Source organism: Pseudoalteromonas sp. Z9A5 (genome assembly GCF_011378875.1).
In the GTDB taxonomy this organism is placed as follows: Bacteria; Pseudomonadota; Gammaproteobacteria; order Enterobacterales; family Alteromonadaceae; genus Pseudoalteromonas.
Genome location: NZ_WTLC01000002.1, coordinates 115,613 through 138,880, shown reverse-complemented (window position 1 = coordinate 138,880; position 23,268 = coordinate 115,613). Strand labels below are relative to the sequence as shown.

16 protein-coding genes are annotated in these 23,268 nt (G+C 38.5%); 8 read left to right on the top strand and 8 right to left on the bottom strand.

Features of this window, described 5'->3' with window-relative positions:
- Nucleotides 1-5 precede the first annotated feature (5 nt).
- The 8 genes from folC to fadI form a co-directional block, all read right to left on the bottom strand.
- Nucleotides 6-1,271, bottom strand: a complete 1,266-nt coding sequence (gene folC / locus GQR56_RS02190) for a bifunctional tetrahydrofolate synthase/dihydrofolate synthase (protein ID WP_166109002.1) — start codon at nt 1,269-1,271, stop codon at nt 6-8.
- 25 nt (nt 1,272-1,296) lie between these two features.
- Complete coding sequence (accD, locus tag GQR56_RS02185; RefSeq protein WP_166109001.1) at nt 1,297-2,172, bottom strand: acetyl-CoA carboxylase, carboxyltransferase subunit beta; 876 nt, start codon at nt 2,170-2,172, stop codon at nt 1,297-1,299.
- A gap of 155 nt (nt 2,173-2,327) precedes the next feature.
- A complete protein-coding gene (truA, locus tag GQR56_RS02180) occupies nt 2,328-3,122 on the bottom strand; it encodes a tRNA pseudouridine(38-40) synthase TruA (protein WP_024612295.1) in 795 nt (264 codons plus the stop codon).
- 311 nt (nt 3,123-3,433) lie between these two features.
- Nucleotides 3,434-8,308 carry a FimV/HubP family polar landmark protein gene (locus GQR56_RS02175; RefSeq protein ID WP_166109000.1) on the bottom strand — a complete coding sequence of 1,625 codons (4,875 nt, stop codon included), beginning with the start codon at nt 8,306-8,308 and terminating at the stop codon, nt 3,434-3,436.
- 341 nt (nt 8,309-8,649) lie between these two features.
- Nucleotides 8,650-9,666 (bottom strand): aspartate-semialdehyde dehydrogenase, encoded by a 1,017-nt coding sequence (locus GQR56_RS02170; RefSeq protein WP_024612293.1) that lies wholly within the window; start codon nt 9,664-9,666, stop codon nt 8,650-8,652.
- Between the two features lie 47 nt (nt 9,667-9,713).
- On the bottom strand, nt 9,714-10,835 hold the full coding sequence (locus GQR56_RS02165) for a 4-phosphoerythronate dehydrogenase (protein WP_166109044.1): 1,122 nt from the start codon (nt 10,833-10,835) through the stop codon (nt 9,714-9,716).
- A gap of 223 nt (nt 10,836-11,058) precedes the next feature.
- The gene (gene fadJ / locus GQR56_RS02160) at nt 11,059-13,332 is read right to left on the bottom strand and encodes a fatty acid oxidation complex subunit alpha FadJ (RefSeq protein ID WP_166108999.1); all 2,274 of its coding nucleotides are present in this window, start codon (nt 13,330-13,332) and stop codon (nt 11,059-11,061) included.
- Complete coding sequence (fadI, locus tag GQR56_RS02155) at nt 13,332-14,642, bottom strand: acetyl-CoA C-acyltransferase FadI (RefSeq protein ID WP_008138643.1); 1,311 nt, start codon at nt 14,640-14,642, stop codon at nt 13,332-13,334. Before fadI ends, fadJ begins: the two co-directional genes overlap by 1 nt.
- A 328-nt stretch (nt 14,643-14,970) precedes the next feature.
- On the opposite strand from fadI, the gene GQR56_RS02150 reads away from it, so the two are divergent.
- Genes GQR56_RS02150 through GQR56_RS02115 form a run of 8 tightly spaced genes read left to right on the top strand, consistent with a single transcriptional unit; the run spans nt 14,971 to nt 23,235 of the window.
- Nucleotides 14,971-15,927: a MoxR family ATPase gene (locus GQR56_RS02150; RefSeq protein WP_024612290.1), complete on the top strand. Its 957-nt coding sequence runs from the start codon at nt 14,971-14,973 to the stop codon at nt 15,925-15,927.
- A 3-nt stretch (nt 15,928-15,930) separates the two neighbouring features.
- Nucleotides 15,931-16,875: a DUF58 domain-containing protein gene (locus GQR56_RS02145; protein WP_024612289.1), complete on the top strand. Its 945-nt coding sequence runs from the start codon at nt 15,931-15,933 to the stop codon at nt 16,873-16,875.
- 2 nt (nt 16,876-16,877) lie between these two features.
- A complete protein-coding gene (locus GQR56_RS02140; RefSeq protein ID WP_166108998.1) occupies nt 16,878-17,312 on the top strand; it encodes a DUF4381 family protein in 435 nt (144 codons plus the stop codon).
- Nucleotides 17,305-18,291 (top strand): VWA domain-containing protein, encoded by a 987-nt coding sequence (locus GQR56_RS02135; protein ID WP_024612287.1) that lies wholly within the window; start codon nt 17,305-17,307, stop codon nt 18,289-18,291. Before GQR56_RS02140 ends, GQR56_RS02135 begins: the two co-directional genes overlap by 8 nt.
- Nucleotides 18,291-20,213, top strand: coding sequence for a VWA domain-containing protein (locus GQR56_RS02130; RefSeq protein ID WP_166108997.1), 1,923 nt, complete (start codon nt 18,291-18,293; stop codon nt 20,211-20,213). The genes GQR56_RS02135 and GQR56_RS02130 overlap by 1 nt, the downstream gene beginning before the upstream one ends.
- A complete protein-coding gene (locus GQR56_RS02125; protein WP_166108996.1) occupies nt 20,207-21,865 on the top strand; it encodes a BatD family protein in 1,659 nt (552 codons plus the stop codon). The genes GQR56_RS02130 and GQR56_RS02125 overlap by 7 nt, the downstream gene beginning before the upstream one ends.
- A 60-nt stretch (nt 21,866-21,925) precedes the next feature.
- The gene (locus GQR56_RS02120; protein ID WP_033024481.1) at nt 21,926-22,483 is read left to right on the top strand and encodes a sigma-70 family RNA polymerase sigma factor; all 558 of its coding nucleotides are present in this window, start codon (nt 21,926-21,928) and stop codon (nt 22,481-22,483) included.
- The gene (locus GQR56_RS02115) at nt 22,483-23,235 is read left to right on the top strand and encodes a DUF3379 family protein (RefSeq protein ID WP_166108995.1); all 753 of its coding nucleotides are present in this window, start codon (nt 22,483-22,485) and stop codon (nt 23,233-23,235) included. The genes GQR56_RS02120 and GQR56_RS02115 overlap by 1 nt, the downstream gene beginning before the upstream one ends.
- Nucleotides 23,236-23,268 lie beyond the last annotated feature (33 nt).

Sequence of the window (23,268 nt, the reverse complement as noted above, 5' to 3'; positions counted from 1 at the left end):
TCTCTCTATTTTTTAAAGTAATTAATAGCGCCAGCAACTGTAAAAAATGAACCAAAAACAATTAAAACCGTATCGTTTTTTTGCTTTGGTAAAATTACACTCAGTGCTTCTGCTACGCTATTATAATCATGCATTATATTATGATCAGATATGTTCTGCAGAGCACTTTCTAAGTTGCTTGCAGTATCGCCACGCGGACCATTTAAGCTCGCTAATGACCACTCATCAACCAAGTGGCTAACCTCTTTAAGCACACCCGCTTTATCTTTATCAGCAAGCATAGCGGCTAATGCATGAATTTTAAAGCCTTTATCTTTAAAGCTTAACAACTTATTGGCTAAATAACGTGCTGACTCGGGATTATGCGCCACATCAGTAAATACTAATGGTTCACTGCTTAATTGCTGAAAACGCCCTTCTACTACTAAATCAGCTAAACAATTTTTTACTATCTGTTCACTAGGTAATAAATCTAAAACACACAAAACGGTTAAAGCAGTTGCCGCATTTTGACAAGGTATGGCTGGTTTTGCCAACTCAAAATTGTGCTCTTTATACTGCCAGTTAAAGCTTTCTGTATTTTCTTTAAAAATAAAATCGCTACCCGATAGAACCATATTAGCGTTTATTTTTTTACCGTAATCGGTCATGGTATGCGGAATATTTAAATCGCCAATAATGGCTGGTGTATTCTCGCGAAAAATCCCCGCTTTATCATAAGCAACTAATTCACGTGTATCACCAAGATACTCTTTATGATCTAAATCGATAGTTGTAATTACACTGGCAAAAGGGGTTACAATATTTGTAGCGTCAAAGCGCCCACCTAAGCCAACTTCTAAGAGTACGTAGTCAACGTTACAACGTTTAAAAATTGCCAGCGCACCCAAAGTACCGTATTCAAAATAAGTCAGTGGTGTATCTTTACGACCTTGTTCTAGTAAATTAAAAGCATCAACATGAAATTGATCAGCGAGTTCTTCGCCATTAACACGCACACGCTCGTTATAACGAATTAAATGAGGAGAAGCATAAGTACCTACACTAAAACCTTGTGCTAATAATAGCGATTCTAGGCAACGCGCTGTAGTGCCTTTACCGTTAGTTCCGGCAATGAGGATTATTTTACTTAAGGTATTTAAAAGACCAATGTTATTGGCAACATTGTTAACGCGCTCTAATCCCATTTCAATATTAGCAGGGTGAACACTTTCTAAATAACAAAGCCAATCATCAAGGCTTGATGATTGGCTAGGAATTGTTTTTGTCATAGCATGAAATCAGTAAAACTAAAATTTATGCTACTCTATGCTCTTGTTCCGTAGAAGGCAAGTTCATAAATTTAGCTAAAATACGTGCAAGTGTATCTCGCATTTCACGACGATCTATAATCATGTCAATAGCACCGTGTTCAAGCAAAAACTCACTACGCTGGAAACCTTCTGGTAATGTTTCACGAACAGTTTGCTCAATAACACGAGGACCCGCAAAACCGATTAGCGCTTTTGGTTCAGCAACGTTAATGTCGCCTAACATAGCAAGCGATGCAGACACACCACCCATTGTCGGATCAGTCATTACTGAAATATAAGGTAAGCCTTTTTCAGTCATTTTTGCCAGCGCTGCACTTGTTTTAGCCATTTGCATAAGCGACATAAGCGCCTCTTGCATACGAGCGCCACCAGATGCCGAAAAGCAAATTAGTGGCATATTATGCTCTAAACATTGCTCTACAGCGTCAACAAAGCGTGCACCAACAACTGATGCCATTGAACCACCCATAAAAGAGAATTCAAATGCAACTGCGGCAACGGGAATGCCTTTTAAGCGACCTTTAATAGCAACAAGGGCATCTTTTTCACCACTTGACTTTTGTGCTGCGCTAATACGATCAGAGTACTTTTTAGAATCTTTAAACTTAAGAATGTCTTTAGGTTCATGCTGCACACCAAGCTCTTGACGTTCGCCTTCATCTAAAAAGTTTTCAAGACGCTTACGACCACTAACGCGCATATGATGATCACACTTAGGACATACGTTTAATGACTTTTCTAATTCAGCTTTATACAAAATTGAATCACACGATGTGCACTTAGCCCAAACACCTTCTGGGATTTCTTTACGACCTGATGATTTTGTCGTTTTAGGTAAGATTTTTTCTAGCCAACTCATTTGCAACTCTCTTAATGCTGTTCTGTGTCGCGAGCCTGCCAATAGCAATTAGCAGACGGATTTTTTCAATTAAAACATGAATTACACTAACGCGGTATAAAAAACTGGTCTTAGTAGTTAGAAATGTTCATAAAAAGTACTAATAACAACCAAAATTAAACTCCAGCGTCAGGTAAAAACAATGGTCCTAATGGCATTTTAGGGATATTAAATTGCTCAGGATAGTCAACATCTACTAAATATAAACCAGCAGCTTTAGCTGTCGCGCTTGCTTTTGCACGCTCTTTACAATCAAGCAGCTCTTTTAACCAAATAGGTTGCTGCTTATGTAAACCAATATCCATTAAACTACCCGTTATATTACGGACCATATGATGTAAAAACGCATTCGCTTTAATATCAATTATAACGTAGCTACCTTGTCGGTGTACCGATAAATGATGAATAGTACGAGTGGGTGTATTCGCTTGACAATGAATCGCTCTAAAAGAGGTAAAATCGTGTTTACCAATTAAATACTGACATGCTTCCTGCATTTTCACTTCATCTAGTTGATGATGAAAGTGCGTAACCCCTTCATTTAGAACAGCTCCACGCAAAGGTGAGTTATAAATAATATAGCGATAACGACGAGCTGTTGCACTAAAGCGTGCATGGAAATCATCAGCGACAGGTTGTGCAAAACGAATAGCAATATCTTTAGGCATTAGGGTATTCATACCCAATGTAAAAGCCACCATATCGCGTGGTGCTTCGGTTTCAAAATGTATTATTTGACCTGTACCATGCACACCAGCATCAGTTCGGCCTGCGCATACAACTTCAACAGGATGATTACAAATGCGTGACAACGCTTTTTCTACTTCTTGTTGTACGCTGTTTACATGTGATTGACGCTGCCAACCACTATAGCGTACGCCATTGTATTCAACTCCAAGTGCTACTCGCATAATTACTGCTTTACCTACTGTGCTAATGAACGAGACATTTTATGCTATCTATCGACGCAATAAAAGGAGGTGTAATGTAATACCAATTTTATTAAAAAAACGATTATTTTTACTGATGAGATATCTCGTTAACTAAATTTAAAATTATTAATACAAAACAAGCATATAAAATAATTTACGTTTTATTATTAAGCTACTTTTTCATCGTTATAATAGAACTCTAATTTAACACGATTGCTATAATCAAACTCGCACCTATAAAAAACCCGTAATTAGCATAACTAATTACGGGTTTTTTATGACTTTATTTATTATTTGAGTTTAGCTTTTAAGCTAAGCGCTTCCTCTTGAACCTCTTCAGGACCTTTATTAATAACCTCTTCAATTACTTTAAGTGCGGAGTCAAAGTCATCAATTTCAATGTAAGCACGTGCTAAATCTAATTTAGCTGAATAACCACCACTTTCGGCATCAACATCTGTTGGGTTGTCGCCGGCAAGTAAAGCTTCAAACTCCCCTAAGCCAACGTCCATATTTGCATCTGTGTAAGGCTCGTGTTCAAGCTCAGCCTCGTCACTTTCTTCTAATAATGAATCAATATCAACAAAGTCGTCTTCAGTAGAAGGCGTAGTAATACTTTCTTGCTCAACAGATTGTTCATTTAATATTGATTCTTCAACATCTAAATCTTCATTTAACAATGAATCAAAATCAACATCAAACTCACCACTATCATCAACATTAAACTCTTCTGGTTCTGCTAATTCATTAAGTAATGAGTCAAAATCAGTCTGTGTTAAATCAGCCATAAACTCATCATCGAGCTCATCGTCTGAAGCAATATTGTTATTTTCAGGTGTATCCGTTTTAGTAATTTCGGCTTCACGGTCTACATTTGTTTGCTCAGCTTCAAATTCCTCAGATAAACTTTCTAATAACTCGCTTGGCAATTCACTATCAGATTCAGGATGTAATTCTTCAAGATTAACATTCTCAACTGCACCATCATTTAGATCACTACTTAATGATTCTTCGCCTGATAGTTCAGGGTCTATTGTCGCTAATTCTGTATCTAATTCTGAAAAGTCATCGTCAATTAACAGTTCATCGTCAAAGTCATCTTCTAAGCTATCTAAATCATTTTCAGCAGCGAGTGCATTTGCTAAGTCTTGCTCTGTTTGGCTAGGTGATATCCCTTTGGCTTCACCATCTAAATCGTCGCCCTGTAACTCTTCTGGAATAAACGAGTCTTGCTCATCAGGAGTTAATGTGTCGGGTTCATCTAAATCTAGAGGTTGAATATCATCAAGCGCTGATGTTAAATCGTCAAGATCATTAACATCGGCTAAATCTTCTGTTAAATCATCAAGCTCTCCATCTAATTGCTCAGATGGTATATCCATTGATTTATCATTATCTTCTAGAGAGTCATCAAAATCAGCCTCTAAATCATGACCAAGCTCTGTATCTAGCTCTGTATCTAGCTCTGTTTCTAACGTTGTATCTAGTTCAGTAAAGTCGTTATCAATTAACAACACATCGTCAAAGTCATCTTCTAAGCTATCTAAATCATTTTCAGCAGCAAGTGCATTTGCTAAGTCTTGCTCTGTTTGGCTTGAAGAAATTCCTTTCGTTTCACCATCTAAGTTATCACCCTGTAACTCTTCAGAGATAGGTTTGTCTTGCTCATCGGCAGTTAGAGACTGTGGTTCATCTAAATCTAGCGGTTGAATGTCATCAAGCGGAGATGCTAAATCATCAAGCTCTCCATCTAATTGCTCAGATGGTATATCCACTGATTTATCATTATTTTCTAGAGAGTCATCAAAATCAGCCTCTAAATCATGACCAAGCTCTGTATCTAACTCTGTTTCTAGCGTTGTATCTAGTTCAGTAAAGTCGTTATCAATTAACAACTCATCGTCAAAGTCATCTTCTAAGCTATCTAAATCATTTTCAGCAGCAAGTGCATTTGCTAAGTCTTGCTCTGTTTGGCTTGGCGAAATACCTTTGGCTTCACCATCTAAATCGTCACCTTGTAACTCTTCTGGAATGAAAGACTGCAGCTCATCAACATCGAGAGGTTGATTATCATCAAGCTCTAATTCAGGATATTCATCTAACTCTTCGCTAGGTGTTACCGTATCAGTATCTAGAGGTTCATCTTCGAGCAATAAATCTGAGTTAGTATCATCAGCTAATGGATCGTCTCCTAAATCAACTTCAACCTCTTCAATTTCGTCATCTAAATCGTTTAACGACCATTCAGGTGATTCAACATACTCTTCATCTTCTACCTGTTGTAGTTCACTTAAAAGATCGTCAATACTTTTCAATGCGTCATCGTTGTATTCTTCAAGTGCATCTTCTGGATCTAATAAAGTTTTTGAAGTGTCTGAGAAATCATCGGTAATTAGCTCATCTGTATCAAGCTCAGGCTCGTTTTCAAGTTCAGGCTCTTCTTCAAGTTCAGGCTCTTCTTCAAGCACAGGCTCTTCTTCAAGAGCAGGCTCTTCTTCAAGCTCTGGTTCTTCTTCAAGCTCAGGCTCTTCTTCAAGCTCAGGCTCTTCTTCAAGCTCTGGTTCTTCTTCAAGCTCAGGCTCTTCTTCAAGCTCAGGCTCGTCTTCAAGCTCTGGTTCTTCTTCAAGCTCAGGCTCTTCTTTAAGTTCAGGCTCTTCTTCAAGCTCCGGCTCTTCTACAAGCTCAGGCTCTTCTTCAAGCTCAGGCTCGTTTTCAAGTTCAGGCTCTTCTTCAAGCTCAGGCTCTTCTTCAAGCGCAGGCTCTTCTTCAAGCGCAGGCTCTTCTGCAAGCTCAAGCTCTTCTTCCAGCTCAGGCTCTTCTTTAAGTTCAGGCTCTTCTTCAAGCTCAGGCTCTTCTTCAAGCTCAGGCTCTTTTTCAAGCTCAGGCTCTTCTTCAAGTTCAGGCTCTTCTTCAAGCTCAGGCTCGTCTTTAAGTTCAGGCTCTTCTTCAAGCTCAGGCTCTTCTACAAGCGCAGGCTCGTCTTCAAGTTCAGGCTCGTCTTCAAGCTCAGGCTCTTCATTTAATGTAGATGCTAAAGATTCAATATCATCCACACCTAACTCTTCTTGAGCTTCAGCTAAATCTTCTATCGAATCAGCGAGTGCAGCATCAATATCTGTATCACGTTCAATTGGTTCTTCTAGTTTTACGGATTCGTCAATTAAGCTGTCGATATCATCTAAATCAAAGTCATCACTTTCTTCTACTAATGATTCATCTAACTTATCAGGCGTATTATCATCGGCTACATTATCTATTAAGCTGTCGATATCATCTAAATCAAAGTCATCGTTTTCTTCGACCAATAATTCATCTAACTTATCAGGCGTATTATCATCGGCTACTTCATCTATTAAGCTGTCGATATCATCTAAATCAAAGTCATCGTTTTCTTCGACCAATAATTCATCTAACTTATCAGGCGTATTATCATCGGCTACTTCATCAATTAAGCTGTCGATATCATCTAAATCAAAATCATCGCTTTCTTCTACTAATGATTCAATGGGCTTATCTGGCGTATTATCATCTGCTACTTCATCAATTAAGCTGTCGATATCATCTAAATCAAAGTCATCGCTTTCTTCGACCAATGATTCATCTAACTTATCAGGCGTATTATCATCGGCTACTTCATCAATTAAGCTGTCGATATCGTCTAAATCAAAATCATCATTTTCAAGTGACTCAGTCTTAACTTCTGATTCAAGCTCTGATTCTAACTGAGGCTCAGCACTGGCTTGATCTAATAGATCGTCAATATCAAAATCATCGTCATCAGCAAGCTCTTCACTAAGCGAAGCCATTTCATCATGCGACTCTAAACTGTCATCACTTTCTATATCACTTGGTTTTGGCGCATCGAATTCAGATAAGCTGTCATCTTCATCAAATAAGCTATCTAGATCGTCATTACTTAAAATATCATCGTTGTTTGATGACTCTGGTGTTAAATCTAAATCTATATCTTCTAGGCTATCATCCGATGGTTCATCAAAACCTTGCTGCATAAAAATGTCGAGCTCATCGTCATCCGTATTCTCATCGTCAAAAACAATGTCGTCACTCAACAAGCTTTCTAATTCATCTTGATCGAGTAAGTTGTCTGACTCTGAAAAGTCATCGACGTTATCGTCGAGTAAGTCATCTTCCGGCAACATATCATTTTCGAGGCTATCGTCTAACTGAACACTTAAGTCATCTAATGGGTCTGGAATAATCGGGTCGTCAGTAAGATCTAAATCGTTATCTGCACTATAGCTTGGTGTTTGCGGTAAAAAATCATCATCTGACTCCGTATCTGTTGCAGCGTTAGATTTTTTACGTAAAAACATCACAACAGCAAAAATAATCAGTAAACCAGGAATAAACATTAATAACCCAAGTACTATTGGGTTAGATAATAGTGCCCAAAAGTCAAACTCAGCCTCAGGTTTAATGTCTTTAACTTTTTGCTGCTCTATTATTTCGTTTTGCTTAAGTATTAACTCTTTTAACTGCAGTTGTATTTCACTGTCTTTGCCCAGTTGCTGGCGAACATTTTCAAGTTCTTTAGAAATACCGGTTAGTTGTTTTTTTAAGTTATTATTCTCAGTTAATATGTCTTCAACACTGCTGACAGAATTTTTAAACTGCTGTTGTAATTCAACTAATCTATTACTTTGAACTGTTTTAATCTCTTTTATTTCTTTTTGTAGTTCTTTCTTTGCGTCGTCTACATCTACTTTACGGGCTTGAGTAACTTGGGTTTGAGCGGAGTTAATTTCTGTTTGTGTAAGAGTGCCGTTTTTTTTCTTTTCCCACAGTCCATCATCTTGCTCTGAGCGTTGCTTTGCTAATTGAGGATTTACACGTCTTATTTCGGCTATTGTAGGTATTTTTAAATAACTACCATTTTGAATATGATTAAGGTTTTGTTCTAGAAATGAGTCTGGATTTTTTGCATATAAAGCCTGCATAACTTGATAAATACTTACCGAATTATCTGGACGTACTTTTGCAGCTATACGCCACAAAGTATCTGTAGACTTTATAGGCCCAATAGATCGACCTTGCGCACCATAGTCAACGCCTTTAGGCCCCTTTAATTGGGTACTGTCTTGAGAGTAAACTGGCGTTACTATCAATGCAGACGCTAATATAATAAGTGTAGCTAAACCGCGCATGCTGATCCTTTACTGTTTAAATGTTGATGCAACACCAAAAAAAGTGGGTACCTAAACATTGATTATTCTTGCCGTTATCAGCCAAATGGCTGACTCACATTTGTTATTACAATCTTTTTTTGTTGCAAGCTCTATTCCAATTACAAACTATAAACCAGTTGAGAGCTAATATCCATCGCAACATATTGAAAATGAATGCCTAAAAAATCATTATGAATATAAGTTTATCGAGGGTTATATGCTTAGTAATATAAGTGGCAAAAAATTGGCAGACAATAAAAACAAAAAACGGCAAACAAATAATGTTTACCGTTTTATGGTGCATTCAAAGTTATAAAAAATTACATGTAGTTAGCAATAAGCTCTTCTGCAATTTGGATACTATTAGTTGCAGCGCCTTTACGAGTGTTATCACTTACAACCCACATATTTAAACCATGTGGATGTGAAATATCTGCACGTAAACGACCAATGTAAACAGTATCGTTACCACTTGCATCAGAAACTGCTGTTGGGTAATCGCCTTCATCATCTATTAACTCAACACCAGGAGCATCTTTTAATAACTGCTTAACGTGTTCAAAGTCATAAGGCATGCGTGTTTCGATGTTAATTGATTCAGAGTGACCAAAAAATACGGGTACACGTACACACGTTGGGTTAATAGCTATAGTAGTGTCACCCAAAATTTTATGCGTTTCGTTAACCATTTTCATTTCTTCGCGCGTGTAACCGTTATCTTCAAAGCTATCAATTTGAGGAATAACGTTAAATGCCATTTGCTTTGGAAATACTTTATTGTCTACAGGGCGAGCGTTCATTAAGTTAGCGGTTTGCTTTGCTAGTTCATCAACCGCTTCTTTACCTGCACCCGATACAGCTTGGTATGTAGATACATTAATACGATCGATCCCATATGCATCATAAATAGGTTTAAGTGCTAGCATCATTTGAATAGTTGAACAGTTAGGATTTGCAATTATATTGCGGTTTCTAAAGTCAGCTAAACTTGAAGCATTTACTTCTGGCACAACTAGCGGTATTTCAAAATCATTTCTAAATTGCGATGTATTATCAATTACTATACAACCTGCATCGGCTGCAATAGGTGCGTATTTTTCTGACACACTTCCACCAGCAGAAAAAAAGCCAATATGCGCTTGGCTAAAATCAAAGCCTTCAACGTCAAGTACTTCAATGCTATCACCACGAAAATTTATGTCTTCACCTGCACTGCGGCTGCTAGCAAGTAGAAAAAGCTGATCAACTGGAAATTTACGATCTGCTAATGTTTCAATGATTTGACGGCCAACTAAGCCGGTAGCGCCAAGTACGGCAACGTTATATTTTTGCGACATATTTCTTCCTCTATAAGCGATATTAAAACAACATCGCTAGTTAAAAATTAATTGGTTATAGTAAAACCAAGTTGTTCAAGAGCTTCAAGTTGCTGGCTTTCACCTTTTAATACTAGGGTGCTAAATTCACGTCTTACTGGGTAATTTTTACGTAAAGTGTCAAAGCCTTCTTTAGCTAAACTTCGCAGTAAAATGCCGTCATCGCGGCGTACGTCGTAAATTAAATGCACCAAACGAGCAATATCAGCTTCACTATAACTTTGCGTTAATGTGGCTTGCGTAATTGCAGGTACGGGTAAAAACTCATCAAGCGACTTTGTTGCTTCTACATTGTTTAGTTCACATAACTTTTGATACAGTATTTGCGTGCCACGGGCTTTACCCTCGAGAGTATGACCTGCAATATGCACACTTGCATAACGTACATGTTCAAGTAATTCAGTTAATATATTTGGCTCTTTTTCCCAAACATCTAAGACTAAATCTAAGTCTGCACCAGATTCCATTACTTCAAGTAATGCTTGGTTATCAATTACATCTCCACGGCTTGCATTTATTAATGTAAGCCCTGGTTTTAGTGATTTTAATCGTGCCTTATTCATCATATGCAGTGTTTTATGTTTACCACTTTTTATAAGAGGAACATGGAACGTTACAACATCTGATTTGGCTAGTAATTCATCAAGTGGCACGTGTTCATGTAATAAACCTTGCTCGTGCTTTACAGGATCGCATAAAAGTACAGTGACATTTAACGCTTTTAATTTTTGCGCCAAACACGAACCAATGTTACCAACTCCAACAATACCAATTATTTGTCCACTTAATGGACGAGCATTTTCTTGGCTTAATGCAAATAAACTACTAATTACATATTCAGCTACAGCAATTGCATTGCAGCCTGGGGCACTGCTAAAGGCAATGTTTTTCTCATTTAAGAGTTGCGTGTCAATATGATCAACACCAATCGTGGCTGTACCAACAAAGCATAGCTTATTTGCTTGTGCTAAAAGTTCATTATTAACCTGAGTTACTGAACGAGTAAGTAATACATCTACATCTATTAATTGTTCAGCCGTTAATTTACGACCATCAAAACGCTCCACCTCACCAAAGTCCGCAAAGTACTGCTCAACTAAAGGCATATTTTGATCGGCAAGAATTTTCATCATGCTGTCCGTTTGGCATTTAGGGAGCGCCATTGTAACGAACAACCTAGGTCTTACACAAACTAAAAAGTGATACATTGCACAATGAATGCATGCAAAAGAATTATATAAAAAAACACTTATACTCGTGTTATTTTTTGTACTGTATTATTTAATTTTACCTTAAAACAAAAATGCAGCTCACCTAAGTGAACTGCATTTTAAACATCCTAGCTTTAAAAAGTTACTTTGACGTTTTGTCTTCTTTTACATCGTCAATATCCGTAGCTTTTTCAACAACGTCGTCGTTAACAAAATCACTACTTTGGGTATCTTTTTCAATAACGGTTTCAATAGCAGTTTGCACTGCTACTGCATCATTATCGTCAATCGGTGTATCTTCTGCAGGCTCTTTTTTGTAAAAAGTAGCACCAGAGGCAGCCATTGCTAACAATGTTTCACATGGTGTAAAAATAGCATCGCTATTAGCTAGTGTAGACATATCAGAGCTTATTTTACTTGCCCCTAATTTATCCATGTAGCTAAACGGTCCACCTAAAAATGGTGGAAAACCAATGCCAAATATAGCACCAATGTCGCCATCACGAGGGCTGGCTATAATCCCATCATCTAAACAACGCGCGGCTTCGTTAAGCATTTGCGATACACAACGCTTAGCAATTTCACTTTTGTTTAAACGTGGAGCCGGTGTTACACCCAACAGTTCGTAAACTGACTCATCAACTTTTTTGCCTTTTTTATCGTATTCATAAAAACCACGACCCGATTTACGACCAAGGCGTCTAGAATCAATCATACGAGTAAATGCATCTGGACCTTTAAAACGCTCACCTAATTCTTTTTCAAGAATTGGAGCAATTTTAGAGCCAATATCAATACCTACTTCATCAAGTAGAGCCAGCGGTCCTACCGGAAAACCAAACTCAACTAAGGCGGCATCAATTTTTTCAATTGGCTCACCTGCAAGCATTAAGTTAGCAGCTTCGTTTAAGTAAGGCGCTAAAATACGGTTTACATAAAAGCCAGCCATATCTTTTACAACAATTGGCGTTTTACCTTGCTTACGCGCAAAATTAACAACGCGGGCAATTGTTTCTTGAGATGTACCTTCGTGTGGAATAATTTCCACTAATGGCATTTTTTCCACTGGAGAAAAGTAATGTAAACCAATTACATTTTCAGGGCGTGCTGCCTGTGCTGCAATTTGCGAGATTGGTAATGATGATGTGTTACTTGCAAAAATTGTATTTGCTTGGCATTGCTGCTCTACATCTGCAACCATACCTTGCTTAAGTGCAAGATCTTCAAATACCGCTTCTATTACTAAATCAATGTGTTTAAAACCACTGTAATCAGTTGTACCTGTAATACGGTTCATTGTTAACTGCACATCAGCTTTAGACATAATACGGCGTTTAAGTCGCTTATCTAAAATTTTATAGGTGTAGCTCATTGCATTACTAATGCCCTGCTCTGCTACATCTTTAATACGTACCGGTACTTTAGCTTTAACCGCACTTACGTGCGCAATACCTGCGCCCATTAGTCCACCGCCTAAAACAGCCGTTTTGCTTATTGCGGGTGCGTCATCATTGCGCCACTCTTTTTTCATTTCGGTGGTTGCAAAGAAAATACTGCGAAGCGCTTTAGACTCACTACTCATTACTAAAGTGGCAAACGCTTCAGCTTCTGTTTTATACGCTTTTAGTTCATCCAACTCTACGCAAGCTCGCACTGCTTTAATAATGGCAAGTGGCGCTGGGTAGTGCCCACCCGTTTTTTTCAGTACGTTTTCTTTGGCTTTTTTAAAGATAAAGTTACGACCAAACGGATTAGATTCTAATAATTTACTAATATTGTCGAGCTTCGGCTCTTTTGCTTGTGGCTTTTTCTTCGCGGCAAATTCTTTTGCTACTTTTAGAAGTACACTGTGCGGTACACAATCATCAAGCACGCCTGCTTTTTTAGCTTGCTTAGGACGAATTTGTTTACCTGTTAGCATCCACTCTAGTGCTTTTTGAATACCGACAATTTTAGTTAAACGCTGCGTACCGCCGCCACCAGGAAGCAAACCAAGTTGCACTTCTGGTAGGCCAATTTTTGTTAAATCGCTGTCGGTACCAATACGGTAATCACACGCTAAAGCAAACTCTAAACCACCACCTAATGCAGCGCCATGAATTGCACTAACTGTTGTGTATGGCAGCTTTGTCATATCAAAAAACGCTTGATGGCACAGCTCACTAATAGCTAAAGCATCTTCACGCATTTTAACGCTATCAAGCATTTTAACATCGGCACCAGCAATAAAGTTATCGCTTTTACCGCTTATAAATACCATGCCTTTTACGTTTTGCGATTTTGCGTCTTCTAGTAACGCTTTTAAATCATCGGCAAAACTACTGCGCAGGGTATTCATTTTCTCCCCTGGCACATCGATAGTTACAACGGCTATTTTATTTTCGTCTACCGCTAAATTAAATACTGAATCTGTCATTACGCGCTCTCCAATACAAAGGCTGCACCTAAACCACCAGCAGCACATGCTGTTGTTAATGCTAAACCGCCACCACGACGTTTAAGCTCGTGTAAGCTTTGCGTAATTAAGCGAGCACCTGTTGCAGCAAATGGATGACCATATGCTAAAGAGCCGCCGTTAACGTTAAACTTATCCATGTTAATTTCGCCAATTGCTTTACTGCGACCTAAATGCTCTTGTGCAAATTTGTCTGAGGCAAACATTTTCATGTTAGCGAGTGTTTGCGATGCAAACGCTTCGTGCATTTCAATTAAATCTAAATCAGCAAGCGTAATACCCGCTCTATCAAGTGCGATAGGCGTTGAATGAGCTGGGCCCATTAACATGTCTTTTTCTACACCAATTGCCGAAAATGCAAAGCTACGTACGTAACCTAATATTTCATAGCCAAGTGCTTTTGCTTTGCTTTCGCTCATCATAAGTACAGCCGCTGCACCATCTGTTAATGGTGTTGCATTTGCTGCCGTAACTGTACCGTGCTGACGGTCAAAAACAGGTTTAAGCTTTGCGTAGCCTTCAACCGTTGAGTTTTTACGAATATTATTATCTTCTTCAATAAAGCTTTTATATGGCGGTAAATGCGCCGTCATAACTTCATCTTTTAATTTTCCATCAGCCCACGCTTGCGTTGCAAGTGAGTGAGAACGATGTGCTAATGCATCTTGATCTTCACGGCTAATGTTATGTGTTTTAGCCATTTGCTCAGCAGTTTGACCCATTGAAAGACCTGTTGAGTACTCTGCTACAGCAGGTGGCACTGGTAATAAATCTTTTAAACGCAGTTTCGAAAATATTTTTAAGCGCTGACCAAGTGTTCGCGCTTTATTTAAATCAACTAAGCTGCCTGCTAGCTTTTTACTAACACCAATTGGTAATACTGATGACGAATCGGCGCCGCCTGCAATACCCACACTTACAGAGCCTGCCATAATAGACTCAGCTACATTAGCAATTGCCTGAAAGCTGGTGGCACATGCACGCGATACCGAATATGCATCAACCGATACTGGCATACCCGTACCTAATACAATTTCACGCGCAATGTTTGGCGCTTCTGGCATTTGTACTACTTGACCAAATACAAGCTGATCGATTTCTGATTTATTGAAATTTAATCGTTCAAGCATTTCGTTAACCACTAACTTACCCATATCAAGTGCAGGTACATGGTGGAACGCTGTTGCTTGTTTTGCAAAAGGTGTACGCAAGCCGCTAACTATAGCTATACGATCGCCCTTTGGTGTTTTAAGTATGTTTTGCTCAGACATTATGCTCTCCCGCTGACAGGTCTGACCTGTTTATTTTTCTCGATTCTAAACAACCCGTGTACTAAAGCCAATAGATAAACTGTAATTAATGCGAATGCATCAAATATAAATAATTTACATACTAGTTATTTAAGGTACAACCATAGGCTTTTTTAGACGCTTTTACAAAATTTTGTGATACGCTGAAAATCATTAAAAAATAACGAACTTTTTTAAAAAATACAGTCTAACCCTTGAGTTACACAACTATAAACCTTATAACTAGTTCAGTATTTAACACCTAAAGCATTCAGGTATAAACCCAGCTGACGAGGAAAGTCGAATTATTATGGCAGCTAACGCATTTTCACAATTAAAAACGTATTTAGATACACAAATTATTGGCCAGCCAGAGCTCACTCAAGCGCTACTCATTGCAATTTTAGCCGATGGTCATTTATTAGTAGAAGGTCCTCCTGGGCTTGCAAAAACTCGTGCCGTAAATGCACTTGCTAAAGGTATAGAAGGGTCTTTTCAGCGCGTGCAGTTTACACCTGACTTATTACCTGCTGATGTAACCGGTACCGATATTTATCGTCAACAAACCAGTGAGTTTGTTTTTGAAAAAGGCCCTCTTTTTCATAACCTTATTTTAGCCGATGAAATTAACCGTGCACCAGCAAAAGTACAATCAGCTCTTTTAGAAGCAATGGCTGAGCGTCAAGTTACGGTAGGTAAAAACACTTATCCACTAAGTGAACTGTTCCTTGTTATGGCAACGCAAAACCCGCTCGAACAAGAAGGGACTTACCCACTGCCTGAAGCGCAACTTGACCGATTTTTATTGCATTTAAGCATTGGTTACCCTGGCGCCGAACATGAGCTTGATATACTGCGTTTAACACGTGGCGAAGCATTAAATGAACAACAAGCAGTAATGCAAAAAATTAGTCAAAGTGATTTATTTGCAGCTCGTAAAGCTATCCTTGGTCTTTATTTAGCCGAACCACTTGAAAAATACCTAGTGCAATTAATTATTGCTACGCGTGAAGGTGCTGCATTAGATGCACAACTTGGTAGTTGGATAGAGTTTGGCGCAAGTCCGCGTGCCACTATTGCACTTGATAAATGTGCCCGTGCACACGCTTGGTTACAAGGTCGTGATTTTGTAGCCCCTGATGATATTCAAGCTGTAGTGCATAACGTGTTGCGCCACCGTATTATTTTAAGTTACGAAGCCCAAGCCGACGGCATTACTAAAGATCAGGTAATAAGCCGAATTGTTGAACTTGTAGCCGTACCATAAGTTATGCAAACACAATTAGAATCCCAAGCATGGCTCAATCAGAGCCATAGCCACGGTGTAAATTTAGCCCTTAAAGAGCTAATGTACTACAAAGCCAAAGCGCAGCTGCTTGAGCTTGCCCCTAAGGTAAAAATAAAAAACGCCTTAACTGGGCAATATCTTGCACCGCACAAAGGTCGTGGAATGGAATTTGCCGAAGTGCGACATTATCAACAAGGCGATGACATTCGCTCTATTGATTGGCGAGTTACTGCGCGCACCGGTGAAACTCACACTAAACTTTTTCAAGAAGAGAAAGAACGCCCTGTTTTTATATTTACTGACTTCTCTAACTCAATGTTGTTCGGTTCAAAGTTATTGTTAAAATCGGTGCAAGCTGCGCATATTAGTGCCTTAGTTGCATGGTCTGCTAGCCAACGCGGCGATAGAATTGGTGGTATTGTTTTTAATCAGCACTCTCACTTAGAGCTAAAACCAAGCGCTCGTGATAAAGCAGTATTAAAACTTTGTCATAATTTATGCGCAAACCACCAGCAAGCTCTTAACTCTATTGATGAAAAAGCGACAAATAACTTTAGCGATAACTTAAAGCGTCTTAACCATTTAGCTAAACCTGGCAGTTTAGTTTATTTAGTTTCTGACTTTAACGCCCTAGACGATGCCAGTTTTAAGCAACTTGAGATACTCAGTCGACATTGTGAATTAATTGGTTGTCATATTAGTGACCCTTTTGAACACCAATTACCTGCATTTAAGCAAGCTGTAACAGTTAGTGCAAATGGTCAAGATTTTGCTCTGCCATTAATGGATAAAAGCTTTAGAGAACGCTTTGCCAAAAATGCTGAGCAAGCATTTAGCACACGATTTAATCGCTTAACAAAATCAGGTCTTAATTTAATATCATTCAATGCAGCAATACCGCTTGAGCTGCAATTAGTGAGAAAATAACCATGCAAACGTCTCCACTCGATGGACTGCACGATATAATAGCGCCAAGCCAAGTTAGTTGGTGGCCACTCGCTCCTGCTTGGTGGGCTATTATTGCGCTACTACTTTTGGCACTGTGTGCAGCAATTTATATTTTTTATAAAAAGCATCAATTTAATAAAGCAAAACGTTACGCAATAGAACTAAGCCTTAAATTAAATGATGCACAACAGCTTCATATTATTTTAAAGCGTTTAGTAATCGAATATTACGATAAACGTCTTGCTGCACAATCTACTGCTCAATGGTGTAATACACTTACCACCCTAACGAGTTTGACCTTTAGCGAACAAGAAATTTTAAGTCTTTATAATGTACAACAAAAAGATGCACCACTTTGTGACAAGCTTCGCCAAAGTATTAAACAATTTAAAATAAAGGAGCGAGTTAATGTTTGAATTTAGCTGGCCATGGCTTTTTATATTGCTGCCACTTCCTTTATTACTTTTGCTATTAAAACCTCTAGCTAGCAACACAAATACACGCTTACGCATACCAAGCTTTTCTAAACATAATTTAACTAACCAAAGTATTGAGCAAGGCGCGCGTCGCTTAAGTCCTTTTGAATGGGCTATTTGGTTGTTACTCGTTATTGCAGCGGCTAACCCCACTTGGTTAGATGAGCCTATATCAATGCCAAATGAAGGTCGCGATATAATGCTTGCTGTAGATTTGTCAGGCTCTATGACCGAGCAAGACATGGCTTACAATGGTCAATATGTTGACAGGCTTACTATGGTAAAAGCCGTATTAAGTGACTTTATAGAGCAGCGCCAAGGTGACAGGCTCGGTCTTATATTATTTGGGGATACTGCTTTTTTACAAACCCCGTTGACTCGCGATGTTAAAACCGTAAGTAAAATGCTCAGTGAAGCACAAATTGGTTTGGTCGGTCGTGCTACTGCTATTGGTGATGCTTTGGGGCTGTCAGTAAAGCGTTTTGCTAATAAAGATAAAAGTAATCGTATTGTTGTACTGCTTACCGATGGGCAAAACACCGCCGGTAACCTAAAACCAGAAGAAGCTTTACTACTTGCTCGCGAAGAAGGTATTAAAGTGTATACCATTGGCGTTGGCTCAGATAACCCTCGCGGCTTTAGTTTATTTAATATGAGTGGTGCTAGCGGAAGTAGTTTAGATGAAAGTCTATTAAAAAGTATTGCAGAGCAAACAGGTGGTTTGTATTTTAGAGCTAAAGATGTAGCCGGTTTACAACAAATTTATGCTGAGCTCGACAAGCTTGAACCTATTAGTGCCGACGAACAAACGTTTCGCCCACAAAGCTCTCTTTTTTACTACCCGTTACTTATCGCTATTTTACTTATTAGCTTAAACGTAATGTTAAGTACATTACGTGCGTTAAAGGAGCCAAGCTAATGGATTTTGAATTTATTCGCCCCGCTGTTTTGTGGCTTTTGATACCCGCAATAGCGTTGTTTTTTGTCGCATTAATTAAACATAAAAAAACAACAAGCGAGCATTTAATAGCACCGCACTTAGCCCAGTTTATTATGAGCGAATCAAATACTAAAACTAACCAACCACTTTGGTTAGTAGCACTATTTTGTAGCTTAGGTATTTTATTTAGTGCGGGACCTAGCTTTGAGAAAAAACAAGTTCCTGTGTTTCAGAGCAAAAGTGCCCGCGTTATTGTTATGGATATGTCGTACTCTATGTACAGCACTGATATTTTACCAAACAGACTATTACAATCGCGTTTTAAAGCGCTTGATATGATTGATTTGTTTAAAGAAGGCGATACCGCTTTAATAGCTTATGCTGGTACAGCTTATACTATTTCCCCTTTAACGAATGATGCCACCACTCTTGCAAATTTAATTCCTAGTTTAAGCCCTGAAATAATGCCTGATAAAGGCTCAAACGTTTTAGCCGGGCTTGATATGGCAAAAGAACTGTTAACACAAGCAGGCTATGTAGATGGCGATATTATTTTAGTAACCGACGGTATTGAGCAGCAAGAGTTGAGCGAAGTAACCGATTTTACTAACAAAACTCAATATCGATTAAGTATCTATGGTGTAGGTACGCCCCAAGGTGCCCCAATTAAGTTACCTGAAGGTGGTTTTTTGAAAGATACTTATGGGCAAATAGTAGTGCCTAAGTTAAACGCTTCACAATTAAAAAGCTTAGCAACAAGCAGTGGCGGTAAATTTGCCAGCTACCAACCAAGTAGTGCCGACATAGCCACATTTTCTCCTAGTAATAATAGCGAGCTTTTAAAAGATGAAAAACAAAGCCACGCCCTTTGGAGAATAGATGCAGGTATTTATGGTTTATTACTTTTATTACCACTTGGTCTTTATTTGTTTAGACGATCTGCTTTGGTAGGTGCTTTTTTAATCTTTAGTTTTTTACCACAACAAAACGCATTTGCTGTAGAGCTTCCATCACTTTTAAAAAACACCGATCAACGTGCGCTCGATGCTTATCAAAATAAAGATTACGATAGTGCAAGTGCAGCTCAATCAACCCAATTAAAAGGCTCTGCTCTGTATCAACAAGGTGATTACGAAGCCGCTATAAATCAGTTTAGTAACGATAAATCAGCAACTGGTTTTTATAATTATGCCAATGCGCTTGCCAAGGCAGGTAAATTAGAAGAGTCAGTTGAGGCATATAAACAGGCTCAAGCTTTGCAAAATGACTTTACCGAAGCTTCTGAAAATCAGGCACTTGTTGAGCAGCTACTCAATCAGCAGCAAGACAAACAAGATGAAAAAAATGATGACTCTCAAGATGATGGCGAAAAAGGCGACCAAGACCAGCAGCAAAAAGATGATCAATCTGAGCAAGATCAACAAAAAGGTGATGGTGAAAAAGGTGAGCCTAAAGAGAGTGAAAATCAACAAGGTGATAAATCTGATCAAGATGCTGAGCAATCAGAGCAGCAAGATGAATCAGGCGAGCAGTCAGAAAATCAATCTGGTGATAAATCAGATAAGCAAAATGAACCTGATATGCAAGCAGAGCAGCCAACTGACCAGGCTCAAAATGAAGATGCTAAAAACCCTGAAGACGATGCACAGCAAACAGATACTCCTCAAGCTATGAGTGAGCAACCTGCTAGTGAGGAGCAAAAGCAAAATGCTCAACAGCAGGCAATGCAAGCACAAGCTAGCGAATTGACTAACGAAGAGAAAGAAAAAGCTCAACAACTTAATCAATTACTCAGAAAAGTTCCGGATGATCCGGCTATTTTATTACGGAATAAAATGCAATTAGAAGCCCAAAAAAGACAATATAAACGTCGCCCTGCAGGAGTAGAAAAATCATGGTAATGCGATTAGTTTACTGTTTATTATTATTGAGTGTTATGCCTTCATGGGCTGCAACTAAACTAGAAGCCAGTGTTAATAAAAATCCTGTTTTAGCAGGTGAATTTTTTATGCTTAACATCTCTGTTGACGATACGGTTAGAGGTGAGCAACCAGATACATCAGCATTATTAAAAGACTTTGTTGTAGGTCCTACTAGTTTGAGTTCGCGTACTAACGTTATCAATGGCAGCATTAATAAACAAACAACGTGGTCTGTTAAATTAATGACTCGCGCTGAGGGTGAATATACCATTCCGGCTTTTAGCGTTGCAGGGCTTACATCACAACCAATTAATTTAAAAGTATCTAAACGTGACGTTGATGCGGATAAAAACAATGATATTTTTTTAAAAACCTCACTTTCTAACAATTCGTTATTTGTTCAAGAAGCTGGTGTTTACACCATTAAGCTTTATTTAGCTAAAGAGTTACTTGATGGCAGCTTAAGTACGCCAAGCATGGAAGATGCTCAACTGACGCAATTAGGTAAGCAAACCGAAAGTTATGAACTTGTGGATGGTAAACGTTATTTAGTAATTACTCGTGAATATTTAATTCAACCACAAAAAAGCGGTGTTTATACAATTGCAGGCCCTGCGTTTCAAGGTCGTGTACAACAAAATTATCGTCAATTAGAAGTATCTGCGTTAGGTGATGAGCAACAAATAGAAATCAAGCCAATTCCAAGTAATTATAAAGGTGCATGGTTACCAAGCGAATTAGTTAACTTAGATGAGCAATGGCAACCTAAAGATAATACTGTAGAAGTAGGTACTCCTATCACTCGCACAATTACTTTAACGGCACTTGGTGTGACTAAAGAGCAACTCCCTGAAATAGCAATGCCAGCTATTGATGGAATTCGCAGCTACCCTGATGAAAAAGAAAATAACAATGCAGTTCGTGATGGGCGTGTTGTATCACAGCAAACAGCATCTTATGCGTTATTACCGCAAAGAGCAGGTACTTATACACTCCCAGAAATAAAACTACCTTGGTATAACACTAAAACAAACCGCATTAGCTACGCAACTTTACCTGAGCGCACTATTACAGTAATACCAAGTAGTACCTCAGCTAATCCACCCGTTGAAAATAATCAGCAAAATATAGCTAATTCACACTCGCCGCAAAATACCAATGCGGATATAATAAATTCGCAATCAGTGCAAACTCAAAGTGAAACACCTATATGGCTAATAGTTATTGCTGTGTTAGGTTATATTTTATGGATTGCGACTGTAATTTATTTTTGGTTAACCCGTTCTACTAAAAACGATGAAAAAAATATACCCTCAAGTAATAACACGCTTAAACAGCCGAGTTTAAAAAGACTTACTGCAACAGCGAAAAAGCAAGATGCTAAAGACTTTTACAATGAACTAAATAACTATGCGGTATTACATACACACAAAGATACGGGCGCAATTGATGAGCTATGCCGTATCATAAATAATGATGAGTTAAATAACCATATAACTCAATTACAGGCACAGCTTTATAGTAATAGAGCAACAAATGCTGATCTTAATGCTATTATTAAAATACTTGAAAAATATCATGCTCAAGCATTAGAGTCGCAACAAGCTGTATTAAAAGACCTTTATCATTAATATTTGATATATGCAGGTCTTTCATGCATTAAATAATAATTTTTAACTAAAAAAGTACTTATGCTTGGAAAGAATAAATCAAATAATCAGGTCTTAATCAATATGGCAGAGAAACAAAAACGTTATGAAGCCTTGGTCCACGTTTACAATAAGGAGCTTTACCGCTTCGCTTATTGGTTATGTCGTGATCCACACATAGCAGACGATTTAGTACAAGAGACGTTTTTACGTGCTTGGCGTTCACTTGATTCTTTATTGGATCAAAAAGCAGCTAAACCATGGTTATTAACTATTTTACGCAGGGAGAATGCACGCAGATTTGAGCGTAAGCAATTTGATTACAGTGATGTAGAAAACGATACGCTTGTTGATGAAACGAGCCACTCGTTAGATGATGAAATGGAACAAACGGTTATTCAGCGCCAGATTGCACTGCTTTCAGATGAATACCGAGAGCCTTTATTACTTCAAGTTGTAATGGGCTGCTCTGGTGAAGAGATTGCAGGCATACTTAATTTAAATAAAAACACGGTAATGACTCGCTTATACCGTGCTAGAAATCAACTTAAAGAGGCTTTAAGCCGTGATGATGAACAACTTAAAGGGGCATCAAAATAATGGATGAACTTGAGTTTCGTCGCCGCACTATTGCGCAGCCAAACGACATTGACAAGGAGCTCATGGAGTTTGCAAACAATAACCAAGAGCGACAAAGTTTTATTAGTGATATGAAAGATTTTGATAAATATATTCAAGATGCTTTAGATATACCCGTACCTGAGAACCTTGCGGATCGCATTCTTTTAAATACATCGTTAAAAGAAAAAGCACTTCAAGAAGAGCAAGCTACAGGTGATAATGTAGTTGATGCTCGTTCGCGTTTTAAGTTTGATCGCGTACATTTAGGATTAGCCGCTTCTTTTGTAGTGGCAATTAGCGCTTTCTTTTTTAGCGCAGAGCAAAACATAGTGAACGAAGCTGGTGAGCATGCCCTTACCCACGTTTATTACGAAATTAGCTCTCTTGATAAAAAAGAACCTATTAGCCTACAAAGTGTAAACGACAAATTAGCGATACTAGGCGGTCATATTGATGAACTTCCTGGTAAAGTTACTTATGCTATGTTTTGTGATTTTGAAGGTGAGAAAGGCCTGCATTTAGTCTTTGAATCAGACTTTGGACCCATGACTGTATTTATTGTTCCGTCTGAAAATAAATCGTTTGGGTTTGGCGATGATAGCTTTGGAGATGACCGCTTTGAAGGGCATATTAATAGAGGATCACAAGCAGATACTATTTTAGTAGCAAATGCTGGTGCACCAATTAATATGTATAACGAACGCGTTACTGGCGCTATTCGTTGGTTATAAGATGTTTGCCGCTTAGTATTTACTAAGCGGCTT